The organism is Nocardia sp. NPDC050799 (assembly GCF_040654015.1).
GTDB lineage: Bacteria > Actinomycetota > Actinomycetes > Mycobacteriales > Mycobacteriaceae > Nocardia.
This window is the reverse complement of record NZ_JBFAHF010000010.1, coordinates 151,995-168,586: the sequence shown is the minus strand read 5'-3', so window position 1 is coordinate 168,586 and position 16,592 is coordinate 151,995. Positions and strand designations below refer to the sequence as shown.

The following is a 16,592-nucleotide window of genomic DNA, read 5'->3' as shown; positions in this document are numbered from 1 at the left end:
TGCGGGCCCACGGTCGGGATCGATCCGGACCTCCAGGTGGTGCGGGCGACCAGGTGCCCGAATCGGCCCAGCCGGAGCGGCAGCGACAGCCGGCCGTATCCGCCGGCCACCGGACAGCGCTCGTGCGCCACTCGGTTGTCCCGGGGCGATCCGTCAGCCGGCGCGCGAGCCCGGAGAGATGGCGGCGGGTACGGCGGGCGGGCCGGCCGCTGTCGGTGGCCTGCGGCAGTATGGGCGCCATGACGACGGCACCGGGCAGCACCATGGGCGGGGCCGGCGAAGTCGCCGGCGAACTACGGGAGCACGCGGAGGCGCTGCTGCGCGAGCTCGCCGGGCCGGGCGCCCGCTTGCGGGAGGACCAGTGGACCGCGATCGAAGCGCTCGTGGTGGGTAAACGACGGGCCCTGGTGGTGCAGCGCACCGGGTGGGGTAAATCCGCGGTCTATTTCATCGCGGCGAAGTTACTGCGCGCGCAGGGTCGCGGGCCCACCGTCATCGTCTCGCCGTTGCTGGCCCTGATGCGCAACCAGGTTGCCTCGGCCCAGCGGGCCGGAGTGGTCGCGGCGACCATCAACTCCGGCAATGTCACCGAATGGGACGAGATCCACCAGCAGGTGGCGGCCGGTTCGGTGGATGTACTGCTGGTCAGCCCCGAACGACTGAACAACCCCGATTTCCGGGACCAGGTGCTGCCCCGGCTCGCCGCCGACGCCGGGCTGGTGGTCATCGACGAAGCGCACTGCGTCTCCGACTGGGGCCACGATTTCCGCCCGGACTACCGCCGCATTCGCACGCTGATCGCCGACCTCGGCGCCGAGGTACCGGTCCTGGCCACCACCGCCACGGCCAACGACCGGGTGGTGACCGATGTGGCCGGGCAGATCGGCACCGACACCCTGGTCCTGCGCGGGGACCTCGACCGTGAGTCGCTGCACCTGTCGGTGGTCCGTTTCGACGACGCGGTGGAACGCACCACCTGGCTCAGCGGTCGGCTGGACCGGTTACCGGGTTCCGGGATCGTGTACACCCTGACCGTGGCCGGCGCCCACGACCTCGCCGATGTGCTGAACTCCCACGGCCACAAGGTCGCCGCCTACACCGGCCAGACCGACCCCACCGAGCGGGAAGCCCTCGAGGCCGCCCTGCTGAACAACGAGGTCAAAGCGCTCATCGCCACCTCCGCCCTGGGTATGGGCTTCGACAAGCCCGATCTGGGTTTCGTGGTCCACGTGGGTGCGCCGTCCTCGCCGATCTCCTACTACCAGCAGGTCGGCCGCGCCGGGCGCGCGACCGAACGCGCCGAAGTGGTCCTGCTGCCCGGTCCCGAGGACACCCGCATCTGGAGCTACTTCGCCTCGGTCGCCTTTCCCCGCGAACATGTGGTCCGGTCCGTCCTCGAAGCGCTGGACCGGGAGCGTCCGCAGTCCACCGCCGCCCTGGAACCGATGGTCGAACTGAACCGCTCCCGGCTCGACATGGTGCTGAAGGTGCTCGATGTGGACGGCGCCGTCCGCCGGGTGCGCGGCGGCTGGATCGGCACCGGCGAGCCCTGGACCTACGACGCCGATCGGTACGAACGGCTCGAGGCCGCCCGCACGGCCGAACAGCAGGCCATGCTCGACTACCAGCGCACCACCGGCTGCCGGATGGAGTTCCTGCGCCGCCAGCTCGACGATCCGGCGCTCCTGGCCGCCGCGCCCGGTACCGGCGCCTGCGGCCGCTGCGACAACTGCACCGGCGAGTATCGCGAGACCACCGTCGACGCCGCGGCGGTGGCCGCCACCCGGGCCCGGCTCGACCGGCCCGGTATCGATCTCGCGCCGCGTAAACAGTGGCCGACCGGGATGGCGAAACTGGGTGTGCCGCTGTCCGGCAAGATCGCCGAGGGCGCCGCGACCGGACGGGTGCTGGGCCGGCTGAATTCGCTGGGCTGGGGGCGGCGGCTGCGCCCGATCCTCGACGGTCCCGACGGTCCGGTTCCCGACGAGGTGGTCGACGCGTGCATTCCGGTACTGCGGGAATGGGACTGGGCCGTCCGGCCCACCGCGGTACTGGCCCTGGAATCCGAGACGCATCCGGTCCTCACCGGTTCGCTGGCCGAACGCCTCGCCGGGATCGGCCGGCTGCGCAACCTGGGCACGCTGCGCAGCCGGCCGGACCGGCCACCGGTCTCCGCCGTCAACTCGGCCCACCGGGTCGCCGCCCTGTACGACGGGTGGGAGGTCCCCGATCTCGGCGCCGCGGACGGCCCGATCCTGCTGGTGGACACCCTCACCGACACCGGCTGGACCTTCACCGTCGCGGCGTGGGCGCTACGCCGGGCGGGCGCCCCTGCGGTTCTCCCGTTCGCCCTGGCGACCCCGGCCTGACCGGTGCGTCCGGGGCGGCCGCCCGCCGGGTTCGCCCCCTGGCGGTGGGTAGCCGGTCGAGCAGCGCGAACAGGCCGATCAGCACCACGGCCAAAACAACCACCAGGAGTGTGTTGGTCACCGCGGTCGCGTATCCAGTCCGCGTGACGTCCAAAAACGGATACGGGTACCAGTCCGTCACGGCGCCGTGGGCGAAGGTATAACCGATCCAGGCGACCGGCCAGACCAGCGCGGCGGCGATCGTGCGCCGGTCGATCCGGGGCCGGGGCCCGAACAGCAGCCAGGCGGCCAGGCCGGCCCAGGGGGCGAGGTAGTGGAAGCCGGAATTCGCCCACCACGCCGCGCCGGTGAGATGTACTTCGTCCGCCAGTACCAGGGCGAAGACCAAGCCGGTCCTGCCGTCGCCGGCCGCGCTCGTGACAGCGACACGCGCCCGCGGATGCGTAACCGGGCCCGGGTGCGGCAGGATCTGTGCGGTGACCACATTGCCCGAAAAGGCCGCCGCATTCCTCGAACTCCATCGCCCCGGTGACCCGGTGATCCTGCCCACGGTGTGGGATGCCTGGTCGGCGGATCTCGTCCAGCAGGCCGGTTTTCCGGCGCTCACGGTCGGCAGTCATCCGCTCGCCGATTCGCTCGGCAAATCCGACCACGAGGGTATGGCCTTCACCGATGTGCTCGGCCGCGTCCGGGAGATCACCTCCGCGGTGGACGTGCCGGTCTCGGTCGATCTCGAATCCGGTTACGGTGTCGAGCCGGCGGCGCTCATCGACGGGTTGTTGCAGGCCGGTGCGGTCGGCTTCAATCTCGAGGACACCGTGCACAAGGAAGGCGGCCGGCTGCGCGAACCGCAGGAGCACGCCGATCTCGTGGGCCGGCTGCGGCAGGCGGCCGATGACAGCGGTGTGCACGTCGTCGTGAACGCCCGCACCGATCTGCTGCTCGCCCCCTCCGGTGATCCGGCCGAACTCGTCGGCCCGGCGATCGAACGGTTGCGGCTGGCGGGCGCGGCCGGGGCCGATGTGCTGTATCCGGTCGGCCGCTACGGGCCGGATGTGCTGGCCCGGCTGTGCGCCGAATTACCGTTACCGGTCAACGCGGTCACTTCGCCGGAGCAGGGAAACAAGGACTACTTCGCGGAAGCCGGGGCGGCGCGCGTGAGTTTCGGGCCGTTCCTGCAGGCCGCGCTCGCGGTGGAGGCGAAACGACTGCTGGAACCCTGGAAATAGATCTCCGGCGGTGAACGGCGCGGGGGCCCGGACCGGTCAGGACTCCGGGGCGGGCTCCTCGTCGAGATCCACCTCGTCACGGTCGGCCCATTCGATCAGTTGCCGCAGATCGAATACCGCGTCGTCGATTCCCGCGTGCAGATCGCCGAGTCGGCGGTACCGGGCGGGCACGGTGGCGACGGTGAAATCGCGGGGGTGGATGTTTTCGATCTCGTCCCAGCCCACCGGGGTGGAGACCGTGGCCGCGGGATTGCCGCGGACCGAATACGCGGCGGCGATCGTATGGTCGCGCGCGTTCTGGTTGTAGTCGATGAACAGCCGGCCCGGATCGCGGTCGCGCCGCCACCAGGTCGTCGTCACCTCCTCGGGAGCCCGGCGGCGGACCTCTTCGGCGAAGGCCAGGGCAGCGCGGCGCACCTGCTGGAACCCGTGCTCCGGCGCGATCCGCACATAGACATGCAAGCCTTTGCCGCCCGAGGTCTTCGGCCAGCCGACCGCGCCGATCTCGTCGAGTACCTCGCGGACCACCCCGGCCACCCGCTGTACCCGTGACCACGGACAATCCGGCATGGGGTCGAGGTCGATCCGCCATTCGTCCGGACTTTCGGTATCGGCCCGGCGCGAATTCCACGGATGGAACTCGACCGTGGACATCTGCACCGCCCAGATGACCTCCGCCAGTTCGCCGACGCAGAGCTCATCGGCGTGCCGTCCGTAGCGCGGGAAGTACACCCGCACGGTCGACACCCAGTCCGGCGCGCCCGCGGGCAGCCGTTTCTGGTGCACTTTCCCGCCGGTCAGCCCCTTCGGGAAGCGGTGCAGCATGCAGGGCCGATCCCGCAGTGCGTTGACGATCCCGTCGCCCACGCTCAGGTAGTACTGCACCAGATCGAGTTTCGTCACGCCGGACTCCGGGAAGTAGACCCGGTCGGGGTTGGAGATACGCACCTCGCGTTCTCCGACCGTCAATTCCACCGCCGCGCCCGCGCCGCCAGCCATGGTCCGACCCTAGCCGCCGCAACCGGTTCGAGCCGGGCGATACGCGGCGAGCCGATCGAGCATCCCGCCCGCGGGCCCGGCGGAGAATCGGCCATCCGTCCCGACGTACTACGCCGAGCACGGAAGCCGATGTACCGGAAAGCCGCCCGAGGGGTCGTATCGACGGGCCGGCCTATCGATCTGTGTCGCGGGCGGCGGAGGCGGGCAGCGGGCGCGGATCGATGTCCGCGGACTCCGCGGCCGTCAGGCTGCCCAGCAGCGACAGCGCGCGCTCCGACGGTGAACCGGGCTCGGCGTGATAGACGATGAGCGTCTGCCCGGGTACGCCGTTCACGGTGAAACTCTCGTAGGAGAGGGTCAGTTCGCCGACCATCTCGTGGTGGAACCGTTTCTTCCCGGCCGTTTTGGTGCGCACATCGTGCCGGGCCCACAACTGCCGGAAATCCTCGCTCTTGAGCGAGAGTTCGCCGACGAGTTCGGTCAATTGCGGGTCGTCCAGATCGGTGCCCGCCGTCGCGCGCAGACTGGCGACCGTATCCGCGGCGATCGAGTTCCATTCGGGGTACACATCGCGCGCCCGCGGGTCGAGGAAGACCATCCGCACCTGGTTGATACCGGGGACCGAGCACGCGTTCACCGCGACGGCCAGCGGGTTGGCCGCCAGGACGTCGAGGCTGCGCCCCAGGACGAGGGCCGGCGTCCGCTCCCACAGATCCATGAGCCGCAGCAGTCCGGGCGCCACACGTTCGGGCCGGCGGGGTCGCTTCGGCCGGGCCGGCGCCGGGCGGGCCAACTCCCGCAGGTGCGCGGTACCTTCCTCGTCCAGCGCGAACACCCGGGCCAAGGCGCTGACCACCTGTTCCGACGGATGTTTATCCCGGCCCTGTTCGAGCCGGATGTAATAGTCCGCGCTCACCCCCGCCAATAACGCGATCTCCTCCCGCCGCAGTCCGGCGACCCGCCGCTGCCCGCCGCCGGGCAATCCGAAGTCCGCCGGCCGGACCAGTTCACGACGGGCCCGCAGGAACGCCCCCAGGCGGTTGTCCGAATGCATGTGTTCCAGGGTAGGGCGGGCCCTGCCCGGCCGGGTGGCCCTGTGACTACCAGGAAGTCCGCGACCTGGCAGCCTGCCCGGCGCGGACCGAGGGTTGAGGGCATGACGAACAACGAGAATCCGAACGGACGGGTGGCAGTGGTCACCGGAGCTTCCAGCGGGATCGGTGCCGCGACCGCGCGCCGGCTCGCCGCGGACGGCGTGCGGGTCGCTGTGCTGGGCCGCCGAAAGGAACGCATCGAAGAACTGGCCGCCGAACTCGGTGGCGGCGCGATCGCGGTGGTCGCCGATGTGACCGATCGGAATTCGGTGCGCGATGCCGCCGCTACGGTGCGGGCGGCGCTGGGGCCGGTGGATCTGGTGGTGGCGAATGCGGGTGTGATGCTCGGCGCGTCCTTCGAAACCGCCGAGGTCGACGAGTGGGATCAGATGGTCGCGACCAATGTGACCGGGCTGCTGTACACCGCGCGGGCCTTCATCGATGATCTGCTCGCGGCCGCCGGTGCCGGCAACCGGGCCGATCTGGTGCTGGTGGGGTCGGTTGGTGGGCACGCCGTATTCCCCGAGTACGCCGTGTACACCGCGACCAAGGCCGCGGTGGCGCATCTGACCCGCAACCTGCGCGCCGAATTCGGTCCCCGGGGAGTCCGGGTGAAGAACGTCGAACCCGGTTTCGTGGCCACCGAGCTCGGCGCGGGTATGCGCGGGGAGAAGCAACAGGCCCAGCTGTCGGAGTGGCGTACGGCGTTCACGATTCTGGAGCCGGGGGATATCGCGGACGCGATCGCGTTCGCCACCTCGGTGCCGGCGCGGCTGAATGTGGCCGAGCTGATCCTGGTGCCCACGCAACAGGGCTGATTTCCGGCGAAAGGCCCCGTTCCCGCGGAAGTCGGGCGGGAGCGGGGCCCGAGCGGCCGGGTTCAGCGCGCCGTCGTGACCAGCGACCGTTCGGTGCCGTGGTCCCGGCGCACCGCGGGCAGGATCCCGCCCACCCAGAGGGCGAGGGTGAAGTACACGATCTGCTCGGGGATCCGGAACCACAGCGGCGTGGCCGCGTCGCCGTTGAGCGGAATGTCGTTCAGCGCGGCATGGATATTCGCCGGGATCATGATCACGAGCAGCGCCGCGAGACCCAGGCCGGCCCAGCGGCGGGTAGCGGTCACCACCAATCCCACGGCACCGGCCAGTTCCAGGACGCCGGTGGCGTAGACCGCGAAGTCCGCGAACGGGACAAAGGACGGGACCATGGCCGTCAGGTCGGCGTGGCTGGGCATCACCGTGACCGAGTCGGGTAAGAAATGCGCCAGTCCGGTCATGGTGAACAGGAATGCCAGCCCGTGGGCGGCGCTGACCCGCCACGTGTCGAAGCGCCGGACGCCGATCCGGCCGAGTAGCCGCAGGACCAGTGTGGGGACCACGAACAGCATCAGGGTGTCGAACATGCGGTTCCTCCGAGGCGGGAGTCGGTTGTCCGGTCGCAAGGCGCCGGGCCAGAACTTGTGGTTATCGACTGATAACAAATCTGATGGTATGCATCGGATGATAACTAGTCAATACGCGGCCCGGTCAGGTTGCGCACAACCCGCCCTGAGGCTTTGTTGGCCCACTGTTCTCCGTGGGTTGGGCACCCGGTTTGCCGGACGGCGTAGTGGTCGGTGAACCTCGGGTGTGCGAGGGTGCGGGGCACGCGCGGTACCGGCCCGGACCGCCCGCACCCGCCGACGGCCCGGAGGAGCCCGAATGACCTCTCGACTCGAACAGCCCACCGCGGCGCAGTCACCACCGCCGGACGAGGTGGCCGAGCGGCCACAGCCGGATGTAGTCGCGCACCGGCCGCGGCGGGGCGAGGTCGACGCGCCGTCGCGGCCGGATGGCGTTGCCGCACCGGGGTCGCGGGGTGGCGCTGCTGCCGCGCAGCAGCGGCGCGACGACGGTGCTGCACAGGACTTGCTGGATGACGGTGCCACACGGGAAGTGATGGACGACGGTGCCGCGCCGAAGCTGCTGGACGACAATGCCGCACAGAGGACCCCGGCCGACGGTGCCGCGCAGGAGCGACCGGGAGCCCCGCGGAACCGGCGGCGGGAGTTGTGGCGCACAGCGCTCGCCACCCTGCTCGCGGCCGTGATCACCCCGGTTGCGGTCGGTATCGCGGCCAACGGCGCGGCGACCAGCGGCCGATGGTGGGACACCACGGACCGCTGGCTTTCACCCGCCCAGTCAGTGCTCGGCGTGGCGTTGCTATCGGTGGTCGCCGGACTGGCCGCCTACGAACCCGCGGCTGCGGTAATCGCCGGGCTGGCCTGGGGCACACTCCCCGCCGCCGTCCAGATCACCGCGCCGGGGCAGACCTATCGGCTGATCTCGTCGCTGCCCGGTCTGCCCACCGACCTCGCCCGTGCGCTGCACACCTGGTTGTCGAGCGGGGTGGTGCTGTTGATCGGTGTCCTGCTGACGGGGGCCGGGATCGCCGTCGCGCTACGCCGGCGCGGACTGCCCGGTTGAGGTCCGCCGATGACCTCCAACCGTACGATCAGCAGCTGCCGGCGATGCTCGCCGCGACCGGCGCCCCGCGCTGACCGCGTTCGGCGATTCCGCCGGCCTCGGCGTGCCGAACCTGCCGGCCGGCAGTGTGTGGGTATCGCCGGCGGCGGATCGGATCCGCACGCACCGAGACCTCAGCCCTTCACGCACAGCACCTGACGCAGCGTCGCCACCACATCGACCAGATCGCGCTGGGCGTCGATCACCTCGTCGATGTTCTTGTACGCGGCCGGGATCTCGTCCACCACGCCCGCGTCCTTCCGCGACTCCACACCCTCGGTCTGGGCGATCAGATCCGCGACGCTGAACTGCCGCTTGGCCGCGTTACGGCTCATCCGGCGGCCCGCACCGTGCGACGCGGACTGGAACGACTCCGGGTTGCCCTTACCGCGCACCACATAGGACCGGGTGCCCATCGAACCCGGGATGAGCGCCAAATCGCCCGTTCCCGCCCGCACCGCGCCCTTCCGGGTCACCAGCATGGGCACACCGTCGATCGTCTCCTCCGCCACATAGTTGTGGTGGCACGACACCGGCGTATCGAACAGGACCTCACGGGTGGGGAAATGCTTGCGTACCGCCTCGCACACCAGCGCCAGCATCACCGCGCGGTTGCGCGCCGCGTACTCCTGGGCCCAGGTCAAGTCATGGCGGTAGGCGGCCATTTCCGGGGTGTTCGCCAGGAACACCGCCAGATCGCGATCGACCAGGTTCTGGTTGTGCGGCAGTTTTCGCGCCACCGCCATATGCCGTTCGGCCAGTTCCTTGCCGATATTGCGGCTCCCCGAATGCAGCAGGATCCAGACCTGATCGTCCTGGTCCAGGCAAACTTCTATGAAGTGGTTGCCACCGCCGAGCGAACCCATCTGCTTGTGCGCCTTGGATTCCCGCGACGCCACGGCATCGTCGAGGTCGCCGAACGCCGACCAGAACCGGTCCCAGCCGGTGCGCAGGGTCGCGGTGGCGACTCCGGATGGGCCGGGCGCCAGCTTGTTCACCGGCACCGGGTGCTGGTGGGCGGCGAAACCGACCGGCACCGCCGCCTCGATCGCCGACCGCAGAGCGCGCAGATCGTCGGGGAGGTCGGCGGCGGTGAGATCGGTGCGAACGCTCTCCATCCCGCAGCCGATATCCACCCCCACCGCGGCCGGGGCGACGGCATCGCGCATGGCGATCACCGAACCGACCGTGGCGCCTTTCCCGAGGTGCACATCCGGCATGACCCGGACGCCGTGGACCCATTCCAGCCGGGCGATATTGCGCAGCTGTTGCAGCGCCTGCGCCTCGATATCGTGCTCATGGGCCCACATCAACGTCCGTGCCCGGGTGCCGGACAGCTCGACGGGAAACATCGTCTCGTTCCTTCCCTCCGGGGCGGACCGATATCCGCCGCCGTAATTCCACGGTAGGCCGCCGGATACGGGGAGGCGATCGAATTTCCGGGTGGGTGTGGGCGAGCTGTCCGGGCCCGCGGCGTGTGCCGGCCGCGACGGGAGCGGCGACATCTCATGGAGGGGGTTCCCCCGGCCCGGCGGACAGGGCGGCTTCGATATCGGCGCGCGACGGAATGGCGGCGCTGGCCCCCAGCACGGTGGTGGCCAGGGCCCCCGCGGCGCAGGCGAACCGTAATGCCGCGGCCGGGCCCCGCGACCAGCGGACGGCCAGGGCTCCGGCGAAGGCGTCACCCGCGCCGGTGGTGTCGATGACATCGACCGCCGGCCCGGCGACGGAGGTCTGCGTGCCGTCCGGCCCGCGGTGGCGCGCGCCGTCCGCGCCGAGCGTGACCACCAGATGCGGTACCCGGTCGAGCGTGTCGCCCAGGTCCTCGGCCTCGCCCCGGTTCACCACCGCCACATCCACCCGGCTCCACAACCCCGCCGGAAGACGCTGCGCGGGAGAGGGGTTGAGTATCACGGTGGTGCCATTGTCCCGGGCGTGCCGCACCGCTTCCTCGATGGTCGGGATCGGGACCTCGAGTTGGCACAGCAGGATATCGGCCGCGGCGACGGCGGCGAGATCGCCGGCGCGCAGGCCGCGCAACTCGGCATTGGCACCGCCCACCACGATGATCGAGTTCTCGCCCCCGGCATCGACCACGATCGAGGCGATACCGCTGGGGCCCTCGATTGTGCGCAACCCGGTGGTATCGACCCCGGCCCCGGTCAGCACCGCGCGCAGGCGCGGCGCGAAGACATCGGTGCCGATCGCGCCCAGAAACATCACCTGCCCACCCGCCCGGCTCGCCGCGACCGCCTGGTTGGCGCCCTTTCCGCCGGGCACCATCGTGAAGCCGCGGCCCAGGACCGTTTCGCCGGGTGCGGGCCGGTGATCGGTGGTGGTCACCAGATCCATGTTGATACTGCCGAGTACAGCGATCAGTGGGGTGGTCACGGGGAAAACCTAGCGCGGTGCGTGCCGGTAGAACCGATTTTTCCGGTGCGTAGGCTATAGGCCATGACGGTAGAGACCACCGCTGAGTTCGATATGCGTGCGGCCGTGCACGAGGCCGCCCGCCGGGCGCGGGTCGCTTCCCGGGTCCTCGCCCAGCTCACCACCGACCGGAAGAACGAGGCGCTGCACGCCGCGGCGGACGCGCTGCTCGCCGCCGCCGACACCGTGCTGGAGGCCAACGGCGAAGACCTGTTCGCGGCGAAGGCGGCCGGCACCGAGGACTCGCTGCTGGACCGGCTGCGGCTGACCAAGGACCGGATCGACGGTATCGCCTCGGGGCTGCGCCAGGTGGCCGGGCTGCCGGATCCGGTGGGGGTCGTGGAGCGTGGTGCGACGCTGCCGAACGGACTCGAGATCCGGCAGATCCGGGTGCCCCTCGGCGTGGTCGGCATGGTCTACGAGGCGCGGCCGAATGTCACCGTCGACGCGTTCGGGCTGGCGCTGAAGTCCGGGAACGCGGCGCTGCTGCGCGGCTCGTCGTCGGCGGCGCGGTCGAACGCGGCGCTGGTCGCCGTGCTGCGGGAGGCGCTGAGCGGGGTCGGCATCCCGGCCGACGCGGTCCAGCTGCTGCCGAGTTCGGATCGCTCCAGCGTGACCCACCTGATCCAGGCCCGGGGCCTGGTGGACGTGGTCATCCCGCGCGGCGGCGCGGGCCTGATCAACGCGGTGGTGCGCGACGCCCGGGTCCCGACCATCGAAACGGGTACCGGCAACTGCCACGTCTACGTGCACTCCGGTGCCGACCTGGATATGGCCGAAAAGATCCTGATCAACGCCAAGACCCGCCGCCCCAGCGTGTGCAATGCGGCCGAGACGGTGCTGATCGACGCGGCCATCGCGGAGACGGCGCTGCCGCGGCTGAGCAAGGCACTCGCCGACAAGGGCGTCACCCTGCACGGCGATCTCGACGGGATGGTGCCGGCCACCGACAAGGACTGGGGCGAGGAGTATCTGACCCTCGATATCGCGGTGAAGGTCGTGGACGATCTCGACACCGCGATCGAGCACATCAACACCTGGGGCACCGGGCACACCGAGGCCATCGTCACCGGTGAACTGGCCGCGGCCGACGAATTCTCGCGCCGGGTGGACGCGGCGGCGGTCATGGTGAACGCCTCCACGGCCTTCACCGACGGCGAACAGTTCGGTTTCGGCGCCGAGATCGGCATCTCTACCCAGAAACTGCATGCCCGCGGTCCGATGGGGCTGCCGGAACTCACCTCCTCGAAATGGGTCGTGCGGGGGTCGGGGCAGATCCGTCCCGCTTGACGATGCCCGGCGGCCGGGTACGCGGGGCTTTGCGTGTCGAGCACCCGATGACGTGGTCCGTCGATGGTGGGCGCTACCCGCCCGGTTCGCGGTGCGCGGTCGCGCCCACCCGCGGCCGTCCCGTCCTTCGAGGTCGCTCATCCGGCCTGGGGCCAGGGTGGCGCCGGTCTCTTGGCCCCGGGGGACGACGCCGGGCGCGTAACCGCCCGGTAGCGTGGGGTGCGAGAGTTCGACGGAAGGACGGCCCGATGGAGCCCGCGAGTACCCCCACCCCGCCGGTTCAGGAGCCGATCTTCGCATCGGTCGACGATGTGGTGCACCGCCTCGCCGAGACCGGATACCTGGCCGACAAGGCCACCGCGACGTCGGTCTTCCTGGCCGACCGGCTCGGTAAACCACTGCTCATCGAAGGTCCGGCGGGTGTCGGTAAAACCGAACTGGCGCGGGCCGTGGCACAGACGGCGAACGCCGGACTGGTGCGGTTGCAGTGCTACGAGGGTGTGGACGAGGCGCGGGCGCTCTACGAGTGGAACCACGCCAAACAGATCCTGCGGATCCAGGCATCCAGCGGAAACGACTGGGCCGAGACCGAATCCGATGTGTTCACCGAGGAATTCCTGCTGTCCCGGCCCCTGCTCACCGCGATCCGGCGTACGGACCCGACGGTACTGCTCATCGACGAGACGGATAAAGCCGATGTGGAGATCGAGGGCCTGCTACTCGAGGTACTGAGCGATTTCGCGGTGACCGTACCGGAGCTGGGCACCATCACCGCGACCCGGACCCCGTTCGTGGTCCTCACCTCCAACGCCACCCGTGAACTGTCCGAGGCACTCAAGCGGCGCTGTCTCTATCTGCACCTGGACTTCCCGGATGAGGATCTCGAACGGCGGATCCTCGCGAGCCGGGTCCCGGAACTACCCCAGGCGGTGGCCACCCAGCTGGTGCGGATCGTGCACGTGCTGCGCGGTATGCAGTTGAAAAAACTGCCCTCGGTGGCCGAATCCATCGACTGGGCCCGGACCCTGCTCGCACTCGGGCACACCGAGCTCGACGACGCCACCGTCCGGGAAACGCTGGGCGTGGTGCTCAAACACCGCAGCGACCACCAGCGGGCGCTGGCCGATCTGAAACCGGCCTGACCGTGGTGGCCACCGACGACCAGCCCTTCGCCCCGCACGGTCTGCCGGGGCATCTGGTCGGTTTCGTGGAGGCGCTGCGGGCGCGGGGGATACCCGTGGGCCCGTCGGAGACGGTGGACGCGGGCCGGGTGCTGTCGGTGCTGGATCTGCTGGACCGGGAGTCGGTGCGCGAGGGACTGGCCTGCGCCCTGTTGCGGCGCACCACCCATCGCGGCACCTACGACGGCCTCTTCGACCTGTGGTTCCCGGTGGCCATCGGGGACCGCGCCGCCGCGGCGGAAGCCGAGATCCCGTACCGCGACGACGGGCGGGTCGATATTCCCGAACTGCGGCGCATGCTGGCCGAGATGCTCGCCGCCGAGGGTTCGGGACAGCAGCAGGCGCTGATGGCCGCCCAGCTGGTCGAACAGCTCGGGCAGTACCGGTCGGCGCGGGGCGCGTCCTTCTCGTCATATCAGGCATTAAAAGAGGTGCAGCCGCAGACGCTGCTCGCGCAGATCCTGGCCGCCATGGCCATGCCCGGTATGAGCGATTTCGATACCGAGATCGCGCGCCGGGCCGCCCGCTCCCGCATCGAGAAGTTCCGGCGCACCGTGGAGGCCGAGACCCGGCGGCGGGTGGCCGAACGCATCGGTAAGGAGCGGGTCGCCTCCTACGGGGTCCCGCGGCAGGCCGAGGAAGTGGATTTCCTGCGGGCCTCGCAGGCGGAGCTGGCCGAATTGCGGCGCAGCACGCAGCGGCTGGCCCGGATCCTGGCATCGCGGCTGGCGGTGCGGCGCCGGCACGCCAAACGCGGCGAGATCGATTTGCGCAAAACCCTGCGCAAGTCCATGTCCACCGGCGGGGTACCGATCGATCTGGTGAACCGCAAACCCCGGCCCGGCCGGCCCGAGCTGGTCCTGCTCTGCGATGTCTCGGGCTCGGTCGCCGGTTTCAGCAATTTCACCCTGCTCTTGGTGAGTGCGTTGCGCGAACAGTTCTCGAAGGTCCGCATCTTCGCCTTCGTCGATCACACCGACGAGGTGACCAGGTTCTTCGATCCGCACACCCAGCTCGACGAAGCCATGCAGCGGATCTTCGCCGAGGCCGATATCGTCGGCTTCAACGGCCACTCCGACTACGGCAGCGCGCTGACGAGCTTCGCCGAGGCGTTCCCGGACGCCGTCACCAGCCGCAGTTCCCTGCTGATCCTGGGTGATGCCCGCACCAACTACCGCGACCCCGAACTGCCGACCCTGCGTGAGCTGGTCGAGGTCGCCAAGCACGCGCACTGGCTGAACCCGGAACCGCGCACCAACTGGGGATCCGGGGATTCGGCCGCCGACCGGTACCAGCAGGTCATCGAAATGCACGAATGCCGGTCGGCGGCGCAGCTCACGGCTGTGGTCTCCCGTTTGCTACCGGTCTGAATGCCTTCGCCGGCGCTTCGGCCGCCGCGGACCGCAGGCGCCCCCACCGGCGAAGGCCGATCGGTCGGCAGGGGCCGGTGGCCGACCCGTTAAGCTCGACACTCATGCACGGAACGGGCCGGGGTGGACGCAAGCTGGGTGTGATGGGCGGCACCTTCGATCCCATCCACCACGGACACCTGGTCGCGGCCAGTGAAGTCGCGCACCGGTTCGACCTCGACGAGGTGATCTTCGTCCCCACCGGACAGCCCTGGCAGAAGACCGATCGCCAGGTCAGCCCCGCCGAGGACCGCTATCTCATGACGGTGATCGCCACCGCCTCCAACCCGCGGTTCTCGGTGAGCCGGGCGGATGTGGAGCGGAGCAAGGTGACCTACACCGTCGACACCCTGCGTGATCTGCATGCCCAGTACCCGGGTGCGGAACTGTTCTTCATCACCGGGGCCGACGCGCTGGCCAGCATCCTCACCTGGCAGGATTGGGCCGAACTGTTCGAGCTGGCGAAATTCGTGGGGGTCAGCCGGCCGGGGTACGAGCTGAACATCGACCATCTCGCCGACCATCTGCGAGGTATGCCCGAGGACGCGGTCACCATGATCGAGGTCCCCGCGCTGGCCATCTCATCGAGTGAATGCCGCCGTCGCGCGGCCGAGGGGCGGCCGGTCTGGTATCTCGTACCGGACGGGGTCGTGCAGTACATATCGAAGCGGCATCTCTACGTGCCCGCTCGAGCGGAAGGTGATGGAAACGTGAACGAGGTGCTGGCATGAGCGGCGTACGCCCGGAGGCGGCAGCCTGCGTGACCACGGAGGCCGTGCGGCGCCCGTGCCCAGAGGTGGCAGCGTGAGCGCGACGGAGGAAGCGGTGCGGATGGCGACCGTCGCCGCGCTGGCCGCGGACGAGAAGCTGGCCGCCGATGTGGTCGTGCTGGACGTCTCCGAACAACTCGTGATCACGGACTGCTTCGTGATCGCTTCGGCGCCGAACGAGCGCCAAGTCAATGCCATCGTCGATAATGTCGAAGAGAAACTGCGCGCGGCCGGTCGCAAACCGGTACGCCGGGAAGGGACCCGCGAGGGCCGTTGGGCGCTCTTGGACTACGTCGACGTGGTGGTACACATCCAGCACAACGACGAACGTAATTTCTATGCGCTGGAACGGTTGTGGAAAGACTGCCCCGTCGTTCCGGTGGAGGGGATCGGCGCGCCACCGGCCGCCGGAGACGAAAGTGCTGGAGAAACCGAGTGAGACAGAAAACCGGTGTGCGCACCCTGATCCTGTTGCGCCACGGGCAAACCGAATGGAACGCCAACGACCGGATGCAGGGGCAGATCGACACCGATCTCACCGATCTGGGACGGCGGCAGGCGAAAGAGGCGGCGCGGGAGCTGATGTCCCACAAGGCCGTCGGCTTGATCTCCTCCGATCTGCGCCGTGCCTACGACACCGCGCTGGCGCTGTCGGAGCATTCCGGACTCGAAGTGGTCCGGGAGCCGCGGCTCCGGGAGACCCACCTCGGTGACTGGCAGGGGATGGGGGATGTCGAGGTCGATTCCCTCTATCCCGGTGCCCGGCTGGAGTGGCGGATGGACGCGACGTTCACCCCGCCCAATGGGGAATCGAAACTGGAGGTCGGTGCTCGCGCACTGCCGGTCGTGCAGGAGTTGTTCGACGAGCGGCAGGATTGGCCCGGCGCCACTATGATTCTCGTGGCGCACGGCGGGCTGATCGCCGCGCTCACGGCCGCGTTGCTCGATCTGCCGCCTCGGAACTGGCCGGCCCTCGGTGGTCTGGCCAATGCCAGCTGGGTGCAGCTGAGCAGCCACGGCCCGAGCCCGGACAGGCCCGGCTGGCGTCTCGATGTGTGGAACGCAGCGGCGAAAGTAGCACCCGATGTCATCTGAAGACCTGAACCGCCAGATACCGGACGAACTGTTCCGGAAGGTATCCGCGAAACCGGAGCGTGCGCTACCCGACGCCCTGTTCGGCCCGGCGCCCGAACGGGAGGCGGACGGGACCGCCGACGACACCGGTGCCGCCGAGGACGGCGACGTCCGGAAGGCAGTCTGACCCCAGGAGGATTTCGCAGTGACATCCACGTCGGCGGGGCCGCATGCGCCCGGTCC

General features: G+C 69.7%; 17 protein-coding genes. 11 read left to right on the top strand and 6 right to left on the bottom strand.

What is annotated here, in order from left to right; genetic code table 11:
• Nucleotides 1-239: 239 nt before the first annotated feature.
• Nucleotides 240-2,369, top strand: a complete 2,130-nt coding sequence (locus AB0H42_RS13240) for a RecQ family ATP-dependent DNA helicase (RefSeq protein ID WP_357054412.1) — start codon at nt 240-242, stop codon at nt 2,367-2,369.
• Here AB0H42_RS13240 and AB0H42_RS13235 read toward each other — a convergent pair.
• Complete coding sequence (locus tag AB0H42_RS13235; protein ID WP_357054409.1) at nt 2,293-2,757, bottom strand: Pr6Pr family membrane protein; 465 nt, start codon at nt 2,755-2,757, stop codon at nt 2,293-2,295. The two genes, AB0H42_RS13240 and AB0H42_RS13235, sit on opposite strands and share 77 nt — an antisense overlap.
• Before the next feature lie 88 nt (nt 2,758-2,845).
• Here AB0H42_RS13235 and AB0H42_RS13230 point away from each other — a divergent pair, with 88 nt between their 5' ends.
• Nucleotides 2,846-3,598 (top strand): isocitrate lyase/phosphoenolpyruvate mutase family protein, encoded by a 753-nt coding sequence (locus AB0H42_RS13230; protein ID WP_357054406.1) that lies wholly within the window; start codon nt 2,846-2,848, stop codon nt 3,596-3,598.
• A gap of 36 nt (nt 3,599-3,634) precedes the next feature.
• Here the strand turns inward: AB0H42_RS13230 and ligD are convergent, their stop codons facing one another.
• Nucleotides 3,635-4,597 carry a non-homologous end-joining DNA ligase gene (gene ligD / locus AB0H42_RS13225; protein WP_357054403.1) on the bottom strand — a complete coding sequence of 321 codons (963 nt, stop codon included), beginning with the start codon at nt 4,595-4,597 and terminating at the stop codon, nt 3,635-3,637.
• A 172-nt stretch (nt 4,598-4,769) separates the two neighbouring features.
• The gene (locus AB0H42_RS13220) at nt 4,770-5,651 is read right to left on the bottom strand and encodes a helix-turn-helix transcriptional regulator (RefSeq protein WP_357054400.1); all 882 of its coding nucleotides are present in this window, start codon (nt 5,649-5,651) and stop codon (nt 4,770-4,772) included.
• A gap of 102 nt (nt 5,652-5,753) precedes the next feature.
• Here AB0H42_RS13220 and AB0H42_RS13215 point away from each other — a divergent pair, with 102 nt between their 5' ends.
• Entirely contained in the window at nt 5,754-6,509 is a 756-nt protein-coding gene (locus tag AB0H42_RS13215) for an SDR family oxidoreductase (RefSeq protein WP_357054397.1), read from the top strand.
• Between the two features lie 62 nt (nt 6,510-6,571).
• Here AB0H42_RS13215 and AB0H42_RS13210 read toward each other — a convergent pair whose 3' ends face one another.
• Nucleotides 6,572-7,093 carry a MauE/DoxX family redox-associated membrane protein gene (locus AB0H42_RS13210; RefSeq protein WP_357054394.1) on the bottom strand — a complete coding sequence of 174 codons (522 nt, stop codon included), beginning with the start codon at nt 7,091-7,093 and terminating at the stop codon, nt 6,572-6,574.
• Nucleotides 7,094-7,391: 298 nt separating this feature from the next.
• On the opposite strand from AB0H42_RS13210, the gene AB0H42_RS13205 reads away from it, so the two are divergent.
• Nucleotides 7,392-8,156 carry a hypothetical protein gene (locus AB0H42_RS13205; RefSeq protein ID WP_357054391.1) on the top strand — a complete coding sequence of 255 codons (765 nt, stop codon included), beginning with the start codon at nt 7,392-7,394 and terminating at the stop codon, nt 8,154-8,156.
• Between the two features lie 173 nt (nt 8,157-8,329).
• Here AB0H42_RS13205 and AB0H42_RS13200 read toward each other — a convergent pair whose 3' ends face one another.
• Complete coding sequence (locus tag AB0H42_RS13200; RefSeq protein ID WP_357054388.1) at nt 8,330-9,547, bottom strand: RtcB family protein; 1,218 nt, start codon at nt 9,545-9,547, stop codon at nt 8,330-8,332.
• A gap of 154 nt (nt 9,548-9,701) precedes the next feature.
• Nucleotides 9,702-10,586, bottom strand: a complete 885-nt coding sequence (locus AB0H42_RS13195; protein WP_357054385.1) for a ribokinase — start codon at nt 10,584-10,586, stop codon at nt 9,702-9,704.
• Nucleotides 10,587-10,649: 63 nt separating this feature from the next.
• Between AB0H42_RS13195 and AB0H42_RS13190 the strand changes: the two genes are divergently transcribed.
• The 7 genes from AB0H42_RS13190 (at nt 10,650) to AB0H42_RS13160 (ending at nt 16,536) form a co-directional block, all read left to right on the top strand.
• Nucleotides 10,650-11,915, top strand: a complete 1,266-nt coding sequence (locus AB0H42_RS13190; RefSeq protein ID WP_357054382.1) for a glutamate-5-semialdehyde dehydrogenase — start codon at nt 10,650-10,652, stop codon at nt 11,913-11,915.
• Between the two features lie 248 nt (nt 11,916-12,163).
• Nucleotides 12,164-13,057: a MoxR family ATPase gene (locus AB0H42_RS13185; protein ID WP_357054379.1), complete on the top strand. Its 894-nt coding sequence runs from the start codon at nt 12,164-12,166 to the stop codon at nt 13,055-13,057.
• A 5-nt stretch (nt 13,058-13,062) separates the two neighbouring features.
• Entirely contained in the window at nt 13,063-14,466 is a 1,404-nt protein-coding gene (locus AB0H42_RS13180; protein ID WP_357054376.1) for a VWA domain-containing protein, read from the top strand.
• Nucleotides 14,467-14,570: 104 nt separating this feature from the next.
• On the top strand, nt 14,571-15,236 hold the full coding sequence (nadD, locus tag AB0H42_RS13175) for a nicotinate-nucleotide adenylyltransferase (RefSeq protein ID WP_357054373.1): 666 nt from the start codon (nt 14,571-14,573) through the stop codon (nt 15,234-15,236).
• 73 nt (nt 15,237-15,309) lie between these two features.
• A complete protein-coding gene (rsfS, locus tag AB0H42_RS13170) occupies nt 15,310-15,714 on the top strand; it encodes a ribosome silencing factor (protein ID WP_357054370.1) in 405 nt (134 codons plus the stop codon).
• Entirely contained in the window at nt 15,711-16,370 is a 660-nt protein-coding gene (locus tag AB0H42_RS13165; RefSeq protein WP_357054367.1) for a histidine phosphatase family protein, read from the top strand. The genes rsfS and AB0H42_RS13165 overlap by 4 nt, the downstream gene beginning before the upstream one ends.
• Nucleotides 16,360-16,536, top strand: coding sequence for a hypothetical protein (locus tag AB0H42_RS13160; protein ID WP_156059065.1), 177 nt, complete (start codon nt 16,360-16,362; stop codon nt 16,534-16,536). Before AB0H42_RS13165 ends, AB0H42_RS13160 begins: the two co-directional genes overlap by 11 nt.
• Nucleotides 16,537-16,592 lie beyond the last annotated feature (56 nt).